The organism is Photobacterium japonica, assembly GCF_050337005.1.
Taxonomy (GTDB): domain Bacteria; phylum Pseudomonadota; class Gammaproteobacteria; order Enterobacterales; family Vibrionaceae; genus Photobacterium; species Photobacterium japonica.
Genome location: NZ_JAKJSN010000082.1, coordinates 1 through 13889, shown reverse-complemented (window position 1 = coordinate 13889; position 13889 = coordinate 1). Strand labels below are relative to the sequence as shown.

At 50.2% G+C, this 13889-nt stretch carries 14 protein-coding genes; 4 read left to right on the top strand and 10 right to left on the bottom strand.

The genetic code is table 11. The features are described from left to right. Nucleotides 1-50 precede the first annotated feature (50 nt). From argH to L4C36_RS22010, 4 genes are all read left to right on the top strand, one after another. A complete protein-coding gene (argH, locus tag L4C36_RS22025) occupies nt 51-1430 on the top strand; it encodes an argininosuccinate lyase (protein WP_428479930.1) in 1380 nt (459 codons plus the stop codon). Between the two features lie 94 nt (nt 1431-1524). Beyond that, on the top strand, nt 1525-2865 hold the full coding sequence (locus L4C36_RS22020) for an anaerobic C4-dicarboxylate transporter family protein (RefSeq protein WP_428479929.1): 1341 nt from the start codon (nt 1525-1527) through the stop codon (nt 2863-2865). Between the two features lie 286 nt (nt 2866-3151). After that, nucleotides 3152-3694, top strand: coding sequence for a DUF2975 domain-containing protein (locus L4C36_RS22015; RefSeq protein ID WP_428479928.1), 543 nt, complete (start codon nt 3152-3154; stop codon nt 3692-3694). 9 nt (nt 3695-3703) lie between these two features. Then, nucleotides 3704-3949 (top strand): helix-turn-helix domain-containing protein, encoded by a 246-nt coding sequence (locus L4C36_RS22010; protein ID WP_428479927.1) that lies wholly within the window; start codon nt 3704-3706, stop codon nt 3947-3949. A gap of 71 nt (nt 3950-4020) precedes the next feature. Here the strand turns inward: L4C36_RS22010 and L4C36_RS22005 are convergent, their stop codons facing one another. From L4C36_RS22005 to L4C36_RS21960, 10 genes are all read right to left on the bottom strand, one after another. Beyond that, nucleotides 4021-4818 (bottom strand): helix-turn-helix transcriptional regulator, encoded by a 798-nt coding sequence (locus L4C36_RS22005; RefSeq protein WP_428479926.1) that lies wholly within the window; start codon nt 4816-4818, stop codon nt 4021-4023. A gap of 31 nt (nt 4819-4849) precedes the next feature. After that, nucleotides 4850-5422, bottom strand: coding sequence for a YbhB/YbcL family Raf kinase inhibitor-like protein (locus tag L4C36_RS22000; RefSeq protein ID WP_428479931.1), 573 nt, complete (start codon nt 5420-5422; stop codon nt 4850-4852). 148 nt (nt 5423-5570) lie between these two features. Beyond that, nucleotides 5571-6362, bottom strand: a complete 792-nt coding sequence (locus L4C36_RS21995) for a phosphotransferase enzyme family protein (protein WP_428479925.1) — start codon at nt 6360-6362, stop codon at nt 5571-5573. Nucleotides 6363-6438: 76 nt separating this feature from the next. Then, nucleotides 6439-6753 (bottom strand): hypothetical protein, encoded by a 315-nt coding sequence (locus L4C36_RS21990; protein ID WP_428479924.1) that lies wholly within the window; start codon nt 6751-6753, stop codon nt 6439-6441. Between the two features lie 192 nt (nt 6754-6945). Continuing rightward, nucleotides 6946-8307, bottom strand: a complete 1362-nt coding sequence (locus L4C36_RS21985; protein ID WP_428479923.1) for an NAD-dependent succinate-semialdehyde dehydrogenase — start codon at nt 8305-8307, stop codon at nt 6946-6948. Further along, entirely contained in the window at nt 8300-9613 is a 1314-nt protein-coding gene (doeA, locus tag L4C36_RS21980) for an ectoine hydrolase (RefSeq protein ID WP_428479922.1), read from the bottom strand. The genes L4C36_RS21985 and doeA overlap by 8 nt, the downstream gene beginning before the upstream one ends. Continuing rightward, nucleotides 9610-10902, bottom strand: coding sequence for an aspartate aminotransferase family protein (locus L4C36_RS21975; protein ID WP_428479921.1), 1293 nt, complete (start codon nt 10900-10902; stop codon nt 9610-9612). Before L4C36_RS21975 ends, doeA begins: the two co-directional genes overlap by 4 nt. A 52-nt stretch (nt 10903-10954) precedes the next feature. Beyond that, on the bottom strand, nt 10955-12130 hold the full coding sequence (doeB2, locus tag L4C36_RS21970) for a N(2)-acetyl-L-2,4-diaminobutanoate deacetylase DoeB2 (RefSeq protein ID WP_428479920.1): 1176 nt from the start codon (nt 12128-12130) through the stop codon (nt 10955-10957). Nucleotides 12131-12538: 408 nt separating this feature from the next. After that, complete coding sequence (locus L4C36_RS21965; protein ID WP_428479919.1) at nt 12539-13450, bottom strand: endo alpha-1,4 polygalactosaminidase; 912 nt, start codon at nt 13448-13450, stop codon at nt 12539-12541. A 67-nt stretch (nt 13451-13517) separates the two neighbouring features. Next, nucleotides 13518-13889, bottom strand: a 372-nt coding sequence (locus tag L4C36_RS21960) for a hypothetical protein (protein WP_428479918.1), incomplete at its 5' end; no start/stop codon positions are given.

Genomic DNA, 13889 nt, shown 5'->3' with positions numbered 1-13889 from the left:
TCTTATATTGTTATTAATTTATTAATTTATTAATTTTTTACGAGGTTCTTATGTCTTCTAAATTGTGGGGCGGTAGATTTGATCTGCCAACAAATAAACTTGTTGAAGAATTTAACGCAACAATCATGATTGAAAAGCGTTTATTCCCTATTGATATTAAAGGTAGCATTGCACACGCAACCATGCTCGCTAAACAAGATATCATTACACAGGAAGAAGCTGACCTGATTATTTCTGGTCTGCAAGCCGTTGCAAAAGAAGTCGAAGAAGGCACGTTCGTTTACGACACCGCTGATGAAGACGTGCACATGTCTATCGAAAAACGCATGACTGAAATCATCGGTCCAGTCGGCGGTAAACTGCATACCGCACGTAGCCGTAACGACCAAACCACGCTGGATTCAAAAATGCACATGCGTGGCGTGATCCAAGAAAACTTGGTACTGATCCGCGAAATGCAGAAAGTGATCATCGAGCGTGCAAAAGGCGAAATGAACGTCATCATGCCGGGTTACACGCACCTACAAACCGGTCAGCCAATCCTGTTCTCACATTGGATCATGGCGTACTTCTGGATGCTTCAGCGCGATTACTCTCGCTTTGAAGACTTGCACGAGCGTATGGGCCAGTGTCCATTAGGTTCTGCGGCATTGGCAGGTACTACCTTCCCTATCGACCGTTTCCACACCGCTGAACTGTTGGGCTTTAACGAACCGACACACAACAGCATTGACTCGGTCAGTGACCGTGACCACATGGTGGAATTCAACGCCGCGGCAGCCATCTGTTTCATGCACCTGAGCCGTCTGTCTGAAGAAATCGTGCTGTTCTCAAGCCAAGACTTTAAGTTCATTGAACTGTCTGACGACTTCTGTACGGGCTCAAGCATCATGCCACAGAAGAAAAACCCAGATATCGCTGAAAAAATCCGCGGTAAGACCGGCCGTATGTACGGTAACTTGATGGCCATTTTGACCACCATGAAAGGCCTGCCACTGGCGTACAACACCGACATGAGTGAAGACAAAGAAGCGGTATACGATTCAATGGATACCCTGCAACTGTCACTTCAGGTCATGACGCCGATGATCGAAAAAATGGTGATCATTGAAGCGAACACCCGTAATGCAGCTGACCGTGGTTTCTCTACCGCGACTGACATGGCGGATTACCTTGTTCGTAAAGGGTTGCCATTCCGTGAAGCGCACCACGTTGTCGGCTCTGCGGTGAACTACTGCATCAAACACGACAAGAAACTGGACGCGCTAAGCCTTGACGAATTCCGTTCATTCCATCCGTCTATCGACGAAGATATCTACCAAGATATCACGCTAGAAGCGTGTGTATCTGCACGTAACTCTTACGGCGGCACGGCACCTCAGGCGGTTGAAGCACAAATCGAACGTGCTGAAGCAATCGCAGCAAACTAATTATCCCCTTTTCACGCGCCCGTCTGCTCGACGGGCCGTTTGACAGACAGTCAACGGGGTTGCCGCGAGGTGATCCCGTTTTTTTGGAGTGACTATGAGCATTGAATTTTGGCTACAGCTGGCTGTAGTACTGACCTGTATCGGCGTGGGTGGCCGATTTGGTGGCGTTGGCTTGGGTGCCGCTGGGGGTTTGGGGGTGTGTATTCTGGTGCTGGGCTTTGGCCTACAACCGGGGTCGCCACCGACCACCGTGCTACTGATCATCATCGCCGTTATCGCCTGTACCAGTGTCCTTCAAGGTGCTGGGGGCTTGGACTTCTTAGTCCGTATTGCAGAGAAGTTGCTGCGTAAAAAGCCAAGCGCCATTACGTTCTTGGGCCCATTGATTTCGTCTATGTTCGTGGTGTTCTGTGGTACGTCTTACGTGGCGTTTGCAGTTTATCCGGTTATTGCGGAAGTGGCAGCAGAAGCGAAGATCCGTCCTGAACGTCCAATGTCAATGGCGGTTATTGCGTCTGGTATTGCGATCACAGCAAGCCCGATGAGTGCGGCAACCGCGGGTATGATCGCGACATTGTCAATGTACGATGTGTCCTTCTTCCAGATCCTTGCGGTCAGCATGCCTGCATTCGTGATCGGTACCTTGTGTGGTTGTGCCTTCGTGTACAAGCGTGGTGCTGAACTTGAAAATGATCCTGAATTCCAACGTCGTGTGGCGTCAGGTGAATACCAAATGCTGCATGAAGATGAAAACCTACAAGCAGAAAAAGCCGCGTACGTTCCAACCAAGCCCGTAAAACTCAGCGTACTGATTTTTGGTTTGGGTGTGGCGACGGTTATCCTGTTCGGTACGTTCAAATCGCTATTGCCTTCTTGGGATATCGACGGCAAAAACGTTGTGCTGGCAACCCCAGTACTGATCCAGATGGTGATGCTGGCGTGTGCCTTGTTCATGATCATCTTTGCCAAAGTGCCAAGTGACAAGTTTGCGTCAGGCTCGGTTTTCCGTTCTGGTTTGATCGGCGTGGTCGGTGTATTCGGTATTTCTTGGATGACAGGTACTTTCTTCAATGCGTACCAGCCATTCTTTGAAACCACGTTTGAAGGCATGGTAGAAAGCGCACCGATGATGTTCGGTCTGATCCTGTTCTGCTTCTCAGCGGTTATTTTCAGCCCATCCGCTACTGTTTCTGCCCTGATGCCATTGGGCGCCGCGATGGGTATTCCACCGGCCATGCTGGTGGCACTGTACCCTGCAACCTGTGGTGACTTCATCGTTCCGGGTGCAGGCCAGATTGGCTGTGTGTCATTCGACCGTACCGGTACCACCAAGTTGGGGACATACGTGGTGAACCACAGTTATATCCTCCCAGGTTTTGTGATGGTGATTTCATCTGTTACCGCCGGTTTCTTTATTTCTAAGTTGGTTTTCTAATTTTTACCTGAAAAAGAAAAACAGCAGAAAGACACCAAAGCAAACACAACATCACTAAGACGCAAGAGGGATCCTTTGATCCCTCTTTTTTTATTTTCAGGCTTCTCTTTACTTAGCTTGGCTTCTGACAAGAAAAATCCCCCTCTCAATTACATTCCGTTTCATCCCCCTATGAGATACATCGTAAAACAACCTTGATTTATCGTTTTGCGATAATTTTTTATTGATAGGCAAGATTCGCTCTTTTAAGGTCACCGCATCATTATTCAACAAAAGGAAGTGTTTCATGTCGACTATTCAACAAAAGTGCCATCGCATACGGCTACTCTTTCAAGCCATTTTCGTTCTGGTGCCTATTATGGTGTGTTACTACTGGGCAACCGTTAATACCGCCTATGGTGCGCCATTAACCCTCATTGCGTTTACCGAAACCATTGCGGATTACACGCACATGCCGCTGTCCACCACAACACGATTCTTTGCGGCACTGGGCAGCTTGTTACTTTGCAGTATTATTATGTACGCCTTAACCGTGCTGATCCGTCTTTTCCGCAATTATGAACATAACGATATTTTTACGCTTGATAATGCCCTGAGCTACCAGAAGCTGGGGAAGAGTGTGTTTTATTGGGTGGGCGGTTCTATCGTTTATAGCACGTATATATCGGTGGTGCTGTCGTTCAACAACCCACCCGGGGAACGTCTCGTCGTGGTAGGGTTTAACGGTGTGGATGCGGCTACTGTCTTACTGGGCTTCATCATCTTGATCATTGCATGGGTAATGAAAGAAGGGTATCGACTTGCCGATGAACAACGTCACACAATTTAAGGACTGATGATGACTATTCGTATTAATTTAGATGTCATGATGGCAAAACGGAAAATGCGTTTGAAGACCTTGGCACAAGCGGTCGATATTACCGAACCGAATTTGTCTGTATTAAAAAACGGCAAAGCCAAAGCCATCCGATTATCGACGCTCGACAAACTGTGTGAAGTACTGGACTGCCAGCCTGGGGATATCTTGGAATTTGAAAAACAGCCCCTTAACAGTGAACCTCGACCCGTCACCGAGACCGCGTAACAGACCATCATGTACCCCCAGAACATGCACAAAGAGGGATCATCTGATTCCTCTTTTTTATTCTGTCTTTTTTAGGTACTCGCCGATAAGGTTTTTAAATACCCGCTGGGTGTCACCCCAAACTTGCCTTTGAAGCGCTGGCTGAACCGCCCTTCGGATTGGTAACCACAGCATTGCGCTAACAGCGCCACATTGCTGTCACCGTGTTGCATTAAATACAACGCGTGATTCAGGCGCACTTCGGCTAGCACTTCGCGGTACTGCCGCCCTTCCAGTTTGAGCTTGCGGATCAAGGTCGCGCGGCTCATGGCAAAATGGGCAGCTACGTCATCCAACGCATGCTCCTCGCTGGGAGAGTGGGATACATACAGGCTGATTTGCTGACTGAACGTCACTTGTGCTTGCGGAAATAGCGGGTGCAATTGGCCTTGTTCAGCCAACTGCTGATACACACCCATTACCCAGAAGGTTTGGGTCGCCTCACTCATGGTGTTAAGGTCAAAAGAAAACAGGGCATCTAAAGTCGCATTCAAGGCACTATCGACCTCAAACATCGGCGATGCCCCCTGTTGATCGCGGGCTTTACTGACGGTTTGGCTTAACGTCAACATAGCCTCTGTCGGCTGACAGTGAAAGCTGATCATGCGTGACAGAAACCGTCCGTTGTGCGGCAGGTTATCAAAACTCAATGATGCCGAGGCTTCACACGGTAAGCACTGCGACGACATCACCTCTACCGTACTGTCTTTCCAGAACAGACGTTTACTGCCCGACAAAATATGGATCAGACTGGGAGAGTGGATCCGCACATTGCGCAGCGGTTGTTGCTGCCCGGCACGAAACCATGTCGTTTGATATTGGTGCGCCATCACGCTCTCCCGTGTCTTATCTCGTTACGGCTTATCGGGTAAAGGTTGCGGTCAGTTTCGCTTTACCTAACGCCATATTATTCAACGTAAAACCAATCACTGCCGGTGTGGTGTTAGGACCGACATTCAACGTCGCGGTTGGCAACGCCCAAACCGTAAACTGGTAACGGTGCATGCCGTCGCCTTCCGGTGGACACACGCCGCCAAAGCCTGTGGTGCCGTAATCAATACGCGCCGTTTTACCGCCGATTTTGTTGATATCGACGCCACGAGGCAATGCAGTCACATCCGCCGGAATATCATACGCTACCCAGTGCCAGAAACCACTGCCTGTTGGCGCGTCGGGATCATACGCGGTAATCGCAAAGCTCTTGGTGCCTTTTGGCGCATCTTTCCACATCAGTTGTGGCGACTGGTTACCGCCATCACACCCCCAGCTGTTGTATTCAAAGGTCTTCGCCATTGGGTGACCTTCCTGAATATCATGGCTGGTAAGTTCAAACGCATTCGCCGACTGGGCCACCAGCAAACTGAGTGCAACAACGGATGAGGCCAATGTTTTGCTAACACGTTTCTTTAGGGTTGAGGTGGTCAATGCTGACATGTTTGATGCGATGGTTTTCATGGGGTAACTCCTTATCTGAGAACGAGATAAGTGTACCCAATCCGATACGCGCAATAAGATCAATAAGTATCACATAATACAATTTGACATCACTTTTTGATACTTTGTGTTTGTTTGTGGTATTAAATTATTCACCTAACCCTTGCTGCTCGCTCAACCCTTGCTGAAGGGCGCCTGCATGCTGTTGAATGTAAGCAATATCTGCCAAATACGCGAAATGATGTCCATCGGCAATATTCGCAGCAAATTGGGCATTGCCGTTATCCGCTTCCGTGCGCATGAAATTGACTAACGCCGTCAACCGTTCAACCATCGCAGCAGGCAACGCCTCACGCTGCACCGCAGTGGCGCCGTACCCGTCGCAGAACACCTTGGCACGGGCGATTTGCTCGTCCAAGGTGCCGAGCCGATCAACCGAATCGGTTTTGAACGGCGCCCAGCAATACACTGCATACGCGAGATCCCATAAGCGAGGCGCAGGGTGTGCGGTATCGAAATCAAACACACCGACCACATCACCTTGCTGCAAGGCCACATTGTACGGGGCAAAATCACCGTGGCAGATCACCTCATACGGTTTCCGTGGCGTCAGCATCCATGTGCCCTTCTCTACGGGGTGTTCCGCTAAGAATGTCACGGAGGCGTCGTGCAATGTTCGCAACAAAGCCGCTGCGGAGTGTAATGCGGGCAGCCCCGCGATTTCGCCAGTTAGCGGGTAGTTATACGCTTCTCCTGCGACAAAGCTGAGCCGTTCTTGCTGACCTTCAACGTCGATAAACCGCGGTACACCCTGCACGCCTTGTTGCTCAAAATGCTGCAACACGCGGTGAATGGTCGGCGACCACGGCGACAATGGCCGCAGCACGGCCTCACCGTCTTGATAAATGGCATTTTCTCTGCCGCCTGCTAATGATTCCATCACATATCCTTATCTATTAAACACCTTGTCGTTAGACTGACTCACAAATATATTGAGCCTACTCCGTCATTTATCATCATAAGGCATCAATACCTGTTTCTATAACATAAACACTGCTCACTACGACATAGTAAACCCCATCCACCAGCGATAGAAATGCAAGCAGCCCAAAACGTTTCGCTCGGGGTATAGCATGAACACCAAGGTACATCAGCACAAATACGACGCTGAACAACCCAGCAGGCAGCAAGAACCACAGCGTTTCCGGCATACCCAACAAATAAGCCGATGCTTGCCCACCACTTAGCCGTAATAAAAAGCTCAACATGATAATAATGGGAATACCCGCAAACCATATTCCCTGTGAAATCGCGAGCCACTTACTCTTCATTTATGTGATCATCCATGATGATATTTGCCTTCGCCACACATAACGCGTGGTATGCATGACCAGTATCTATGACGACGCGCTTGCAGACAATCGATGGGCTATCAGAAACCGTAAAAGTGAGGGAGCGATCGACAATTCATTCAACATGGACAACGCTCCCTGATCCTCCTTTCATCTTTCAATTTAAGCCAACTACTTAATCCAAATTTGCTTGGCATTGACGAACGCTTTAATACCGGCCTCACCCAATTCGCGGCCAAAGCCGGATTTTTTGATCCCACCGCTGGGTAAACGTGGATCGGTTTTCACGATGCCGTTAATGGCCACTTGACCAGTTTCAAGCTGTTCTGCTAAGGCCAAGGCTTTCGCGCTGTCACGGGTCCAGACGCCCGCCCCGAGCCCATATTCACTGGTATTCGCCACTTGCAGCGCTTCATCAGCATCACGTACCGGGCACACCACCATGACCGGACCAAACACTTCTTCTTCCATCCCACACATGCCAACATGAGCGTCAGTTAACAAGGTGACGGGATAGAAAAAACCGTCGCCATCAGGTAATACTCCCCCTAATACACAGCGGGCACCCTGCGCGATGCTTTCCGTGACTTGGCGATGCAGATTGGCGCGCAAGTCTGCACGGGCAATAGGGCCGATGTCGGTGGCCGGATCATTCGGGTCCCCGACTTTCAGTGCCTGCAAACGCTGTTTCAGTTTACCGACAAATTCATCATAGATGGGTTGCTCAACCAAAATGCGCTTCGCCGCAATGCACGATTGCCCCGCATTGATAATACGCGACAACACAGCAACATCGGCGGCGGCATCTTGGTCGGCATCTGCCAGCACAATAAAGGGGTCTGCGCCGCCCAATTCCAACACCGCGTGTTTAATGTCAGCGGCGGCGGTGGCGGCCACAATGCCACCCGCTTTGGCAGAACCGGTAAACGACACCGCTTGAATGTGCTTATGCCGAATCGCCTCGCCCACTTGCGCCGTTTCAATCGGTAAATTCACCACCAATCCTTCGGGAGCCCCTGCGGCTTTAAACACTTGTTCGATGGCGGCGGCACACCCCGGCACATGTGGGTCGTGCTTCATTACACAACTGTTACCGGCCATCAGCGCGGGGGCCAAAAAGCGAAATGCGATCCACAACGGGGCGTTCCACGGTAACACCCCCAGCAAGGGGCCTAACGGCTGGTAATGGACATAACTGAGGCTGGCATCACTGTCGACACGGTCATCTTGTAAATAGGTTTCCGCATATTCGGCGTAGTGATCGCAACACCACGCGGCTTTTTCTACCTCGGCACCCGCTTCTTTCACGGGCTTGCCCATTTCATCCGTCATTAACTGGCCGAGCCGCACTTTATCGGCGCGCAGTTGGGCGGCAACCTGTTTGAGCAGACTGGCACGCTCGTCCATGCTGCAGTGACGCCATGCCAGATAGCCTTGCTGGGCTAAGGCCATTTTTTCCTGCATTTGCGCTGGCGTGACGGCGGGATATTGCTGAATACACTGTCCGGTCGCGGGATTAATTACATTAAGCATCTTTTTTCTCCTGCGTATTTACCGAGCCTGCTTGTGCAGGATGAACGGCGGCTTGACCCTTGCTGGCAGCGCCTTGGGACGGCGCCAAGGTCGATATCGATGAGGTGTTAGCCGTTGACAGAATAGGCGCGAGTTGGGTTGACGCAGGATGCACCACAAAGTCTTTTTCTAAAGAGAAGAAAGACTCGACACCCGTTTCTGTCACATAAATGGTGTCGGAAATTCCGCAGGTCTTATTGCCATCGACGCCCCACATCCAAGGGATAATATGAAAAGTCATCCCTTGCCTTAGAATGGTGGAATCCCCCTGTTTTAAGCTGCAGATATAGCCTTCATCCCAACTGGGGGGAAAAGCGATGCCGATGGAGTAACCGGAACGGGTGATCAATCGCGCGCCTACATCGTTATGCGATATGATGTTGCGGACTAAATTATCCACGTCCGACACCGTCATGCCCGGTTGCACGTAGCCATGCAGCGTATCCAGCGCCATTTTCATCAGCTCTTGCGCTTTGTACATAGAGTCGGTGAGTTGCCCATTCACAGCAGTACGCATCATGGCGGTATGGTAGCGCCGATAGCAGCCGCCAACTTCGAGAAATACATGGTCATTTGGCCCAACAATGCGTCCTTCCCACGTGGCATGCCCAATCATGCTTCTGGGTCCCGAGGTAACATAAGGCATGACGGCCGGTGGTTCGCCGCCCGCCTTGAACATCGCCGCACTGATGGCGGCACCAATGTCATTTTCGCTGACCCCGGCAACCGCAGCCTCAAGGCCCGCCTGCATACCCGCCTCCGTCGCGAAGGCGGCTTTTTTCATCAGTTCAATTTCAGCGGCAGATTTACAAATACGCCCTTCTTCCACAATGCCGAAACAATCAAGCAGCTTGCCTTCGGTTAACGTGGTATGAATAAAATCTTGCTGATAGGCGGGGAAAAAATAGCTATTTCGCTCATAGCCAATGCGCTTATTATTTAAATTAAACTCACGCAATGTTTCCACTAACATCTGGATAGCATCACCGGTATCTGGGTACGGCCGCGTATGTTCGACCCATGTACGCTCAATCACATTGGACTCTTCCATCGCGCGGGTGATCATGATCGGCTCTTGATCTAAGGGCACAATCAGCCCTTGGAAGAACGAATACCCCGTGGTTTGGTAATCGGTTAAATACATGATGTTTTCAGGATCGGTGATCACCACGGCATCCAAACAACGCTCGGCGATACGTTGTCTTAATGCCGCCAAACGCGCTTGATACTCTTCGGGCGCAAAGGTCATATCGTCTCTGTTTTTCATTCTGCCTCCCGAGGAATCTCTGCATCAACCGTGGCGCTCCCTGCGATCACTTTCTCTATGGCAGCAACGACAATATTGAGCCCTTTAGCAAGATGGGCATCTTCAATGGTGAGCGGTGGGATCAACTTAATCACTTGTCCGCCAGTGCCACAGGCGCCTAACAATAAACCTTGATCAAAACACTCACTGACCACCGCCTTTGCCGCCACGCCATCTTGCAGATCAATGCCAATCATCATGCCTTTGCCACGGATCTGAATATGGGGGTAGCGGTGTAATCCATCCAAATAATGACGCATGATGCTGGCTTTACGTTTCACTTCGTCCATAAAGGCGTCATCTTCAAAATAGCGCAGCACCTGCACCCCACCGATGAACGATAAGCTCTGCCCGCGAAACGTGCCGGTGTGCTCGCCGGGGGACCAGTGGTCATCCCACTCGGGCTTCACGAGATTCATCGCAATGGGCGTCCCTAATCCCCCTAAGCCTTTGGCTAAACAGATAATGTCAGGGTCGATGTCATACTCATCAAAACTAAAGAAAGCACCGGTACGTCCCATACCCGCCTGAATATCATCCACAATCAGCAAGGCGCCGACGTCTTTGGCCAACACAGCGAGACTTTTCAGCCACGCTTTATCGGCCACATTCACCCCACCTTCTGCTTGCACCACTTCCACCAGGAACGCCGCTGGCAGCGACTGCCCTGACGACGAATCCTGATACTGGGCCTTTAACTGCTCTAACGCCACGTGCCCATCAATGTCGCTTTCATCTTCCGCGCCAAAAGGCTGATGCTGCACATGGTTTAATGGCACCCCTGCCGCCCCCCGAAAATAGCTATTCGCGGTAGCCGCCAATGCCCCTAACGTCATGCCATGGAAGGCATGGTTGAACGCCACGATCGTCTGCCGCCCCGTCACCCGCCGTGCCAGTTTCATTGCGGCTTCCACCGCGTTGGTGCCAGTGGGGCCAACAAATTGCATTTTATGCGGCATATTGCGGGGGTTAAGCACTATATCGACGAACTTTTCCATAAATTCACGTTTAATACAGGTGCTCATATCCAGACTGTGCAGCACACCGTGGCGCTGAATGTAGTCAATAACTGCTTCCGTCATATGGGGATTGTTATGACCAAAATTCAGCACCCCCGCACCGGCAAAGAAGTCGATATACTCACGCCCGTTTTCATCGGTTTGAATGGCGTTATAGGCCGTATCAAATACCGTGGGATAAATGCGGCAATAGCCGCGTAAATTGGATTCACGTTGCTCAAAGATGCTCATAATCCGGCTCCTGGCTATTGGTTCAGTTGAGTCCCTGTTTGTATGGGAGTGGCTATTTAGACGAGGGGGTCGGCAATGCACAAAGTAAAGAAAACCAGCGCATGACGGGCTCAATCAATTGATCATTAAAGTCGTAATAGGCACTGTGACAAGGTGGCGAATGATCAACACCGTGCGCGCCAGCGCCAATGAGGGCAAACGCCCCGGGGATCGCGTTCAAGTAATAGCTGAAATCTTCTGATGCCATAATAGGTTGCAGCGAGTCGGTATCCAGCGCCGTATCGCCAAACAATGCTTGCCATGTGGCGCGACTATGGGCGGCCTCTATCGTGTGATTCACGGTAGGTTGATACCGAGGGAAATGCGTAACGTGGCACTCCACACCATAACTGGCGGCCGTGTCCTGGCTGATCTGCGTGATCCATTCGCCCACTTTCACCGCATCGTCCATGTGCGACACCCTAATCGATCCACTGAGTGTGGCATGAGTAGGAATGGTCGTTGCCCCGCTCGGGGCATCAATGGCTGTCACACTGACAACCGCGGCCGTTTGTGGCGCTAATCGGCGCGCCACGATTTGCTGTAAATTGACCGTAATGGCGGCGGCCGTCAGCACCGGATCACGGCACAGATTGGGCTGACTGGCATGTCCACCCACACCGGTGAGCGCGATCTCGAAAGTGGCATTGCCCGCCATCACTGTCCCTTCAGGACAAAATAACTGACCCAATGGGATCGCGGGCCAATTATGCCAGCCATAGATCGCATCAATGCCCGTCAGTGCGCCATCTTTGATCATCTCTCGTGCACCGTGCCCGCCCTCTTCAGCGGGTTGAAAGATCAAGCTCACCGGATGCGTCAATTGGTGTTCATGGGCTTTTAGCCACTTGGCGGTGCCCAGCAGTACGGCGGTGTGCCCATCGTGGCCACACGCATGCATGACGCCTTGTTGTTGAGAGCACCATGACACGCCAGAACGTTCCTCAATCGGCAAGGCATCCATATCGGCACGCAATAAAATGTGCTTACCCGACAGGTTCGCAGCCAACGTTGCCACCGTACCTAGTTCCGCACAGGTTCGCCATTCAATCGACATTGCACTCAACGCATCACGTATGGTGTTAGCCGTGTGCTTTTCCTGCCAACTCAATTCCGGCTGCTGGTGCAATTGGCGGCGCAATAACGTCGCGTAATCAATGCATTGTTGCCAATAATGCGTTTCGCCCATAGCGACCCCAAACCTGTAATGGCTATGTGTATCAGGGCAACATCAGAGGAAGCCCCAATAAAAGCCAAATGAAAACGAGAAAAACCAGAAAGCGCGATGCGCCCTTTGACGTGGATTCAGAGGATAAAGAAGAGGTTTAGTGATGGGGCGACATAAAGGTCGGGTTATTACCCGTGACAAGGCCGGAGTGCGGTTTGAGATAGATAATCTGCATCTGCTTCATCTGCTGCGCCTCCGTTTGCTGCAAACAGTCACAGGCCCCGAAACACTCTTATGGATCACTTAACGTGATCGGGGTCTTGGCTTAAAAATAGAATAAACACTTAGTAGTAAAGTAAGCACAGGGTTTAGGGGTTTGCAACTTTTGCCCATGCATTAACATACGGGGATAAGCGATGTGGGATAACGTTATAAACAACTCTGTCGAAATTTATCATCCAAATCGAGCGGTAAAATTAACGTACTGAACTGCTTTTCCAGCGACGCGGCACACAGCGCCTCTCTGTCCGTGGTATTTTGAATATACTTTTCTTCGTATTCGACATTAAACACCGCTTTTCCCTTCTCGATAAAGGGCGTTAAAAACGCACATTCATCAAATTCAAAGCATTGTTCATTCAGGGCAAAATCATAGTAATCCACGAGGTCATTGATCTGCTCGACATTATTTTTAAGCCCCACTGACAAATTTCGCGCATGAGCTTCGTTCGCAATCAAACGGTTAAACGTCAGTTGATCGTCACCTGTCAGTGGAAAACCCGTGCTATTTCTGTACCCATCCACATTATCTGGCTCTACCCCGTCACACCCTTTTTGCACCGCTAGATCAAGCCGGTTTTTCATGATTAACAACACATTGGATGAGCGAATATCTAACCACCGCTCCCCCGGCCACCCATCCAGTGCATTGCCTAACTCCGCAGATTCAAATGCGGTCGCATCAGGTCGCCACTCTTCATAAGAACCGGCAGAAAAATAACAAATCACCTTGATGTTCTTCGCTTGAAGATCTTGGATAAGCGCTTCTGATGCATCAAATAAATCAATGTCATAGAGAGAAACATCATAAGAGGAATTCACCGTACCATTGAGTTGCCATTGCCAGGTCGATAACACCACGGGGCGATACCAATTACCGGTTGTGGTGGGCGAGATGGTAGTGGGATCGATACTGATGGGGTCAATGGTGCCAGAATCCACAGCCTCGGGGGCATCAGGAGAGGAAGCCTCGTCATCCACGGGGGAGCCTTCACTATTGCAGCCAAATAAAAGTAACAGCACTGTGGCTTGTACGGCTGATACGAGTCTGAATTTACGCATACCCTACAGTTTAGTGCTGCAGGGCGATTAAGCGAATTTAGAAGCTGTCATTCAACGTCATGTTCGATTATCTCACGCCCACAGAGACAACGTTGTTAACAGCCGAGATCCCCCCCAGCAAACCGAATAATGTTGAATTGCCTCTTTCAATGATCATTCTTTTACAATCTTCTGCATCCTTTCTCGTTGGCGTGCCAGATGACCCAAAGGCCGTTTTCATTGTATTCTTTGTTTCCCCCAAGTCCTCAAATCTCAATGCCACTTTGTTAAGCATGTCAGGATCAATTCGGCTACGTTCAAGCGTAATAGTAAATAGATCGCTGTCCACCGGAAGACCGACCAATTCAATCTCATGTTTAATGTCAGCCTTCATTATCTTGAAAAAAGAAGCAATAGTTGGTTTAGCATCATTAATTTTATAAGAATATGATAAATTAGG

What these genes read in the sequence shown, in the direction of transcription:
- L4C36_RS21975 (WP_428479921.1), bottom strand. Translation starts at nt 10,902, where the DNA reads ATGAGCATCTTTGAGCAACGTGAATCCAATTTACGCGGCTATTGCCGC.
- doeB2 (WP_428479920.1), bottom strand. Translation starts at nt 12,130, where the DNA reads ATGGGCGAAACGCATTATTGGCAACAATGCATTGATTACGCGACGTTA.
- L4C36_RS22020 (WP_428479929.1), top strand. Translation starts at nt 1,525, where the DNA reads ATGAGCATTGAATTTTGGCTACAGCTGGCTGTAGTACTGACCTGTATC.
- L4C36_RS22000 (WP_428479931.1), bottom strand. Translation starts at nt 5,422, where the DNA reads ATGTCAGCATTGACCACCTCAACCCTAAAGAAACGTGTTAGCAAAACA.
- L4C36_RS21965 (WP_428479919.1), bottom strand. Translation starts at nt 13,450, where the DNA reads ATGCGTAAATTCAGACTCGTATCAGCCGTACAAGCCACAGTGCTGTTA.
- doeA (WP_428479922.1), bottom strand. Translation starts at nt 9,613, where the DNA reads ATGAAAAACAGAGACGATATGACCTTTGCGCCCGAAGAGTATCAAGCG.
- argH (WP_428479930.1), top strand. Translation starts at nt 51, where the DNA reads ATGTCTTCTAAATTGTGGGGCGGTAGATTTGATCTGCCAACAAATAAA.
- L4C36_RS22010 (WP_428479927.1), top strand. Translation starts at nt 3,704, where the DNA reads ATGACTATTCGTATTAATTTAGATGTCATGATGGCAAAACGGAAAATG.
- L4C36_RS21985 (WP_428479923.1), bottom strand. Translation starts at nt 8,307, where the DNA reads ATGCTTAATGTAATTAATCCCGCGACCGGACAGTGTATTCAGCAATAT.
- L4C36_RS22005 (WP_428479926.1), bottom strand. Translation starts at nt 4,818, where the DNA reads ATGGCGCACCAATATCAAACGACATGGTTTCGTGCCGGGCAGCAACAA.
- L4C36_RS21995 (WP_428479925.1), bottom strand. Translation starts at nt 6,362, where the DNA reads ATGGAATCATTAGCAGGCGGCAGAGAAAATGCCATTTATCAAGACGGT.
- L4C36_RS22015 (WP_428479928.1), top strand. Translation starts at nt 3,152, where the DNA reads ATGTCGACTATTCAACAAAAGTGCCATCGCATACGGCTACTCTTTCAA.
- L4C36_RS21990 (WP_428479924.1), bottom strand. Translation starts at nt 6,753, where the DNA reads ATGAAGAGTAAGTGGCTCGCGATTTCACAGGGAATATGGTTTGCGGGT.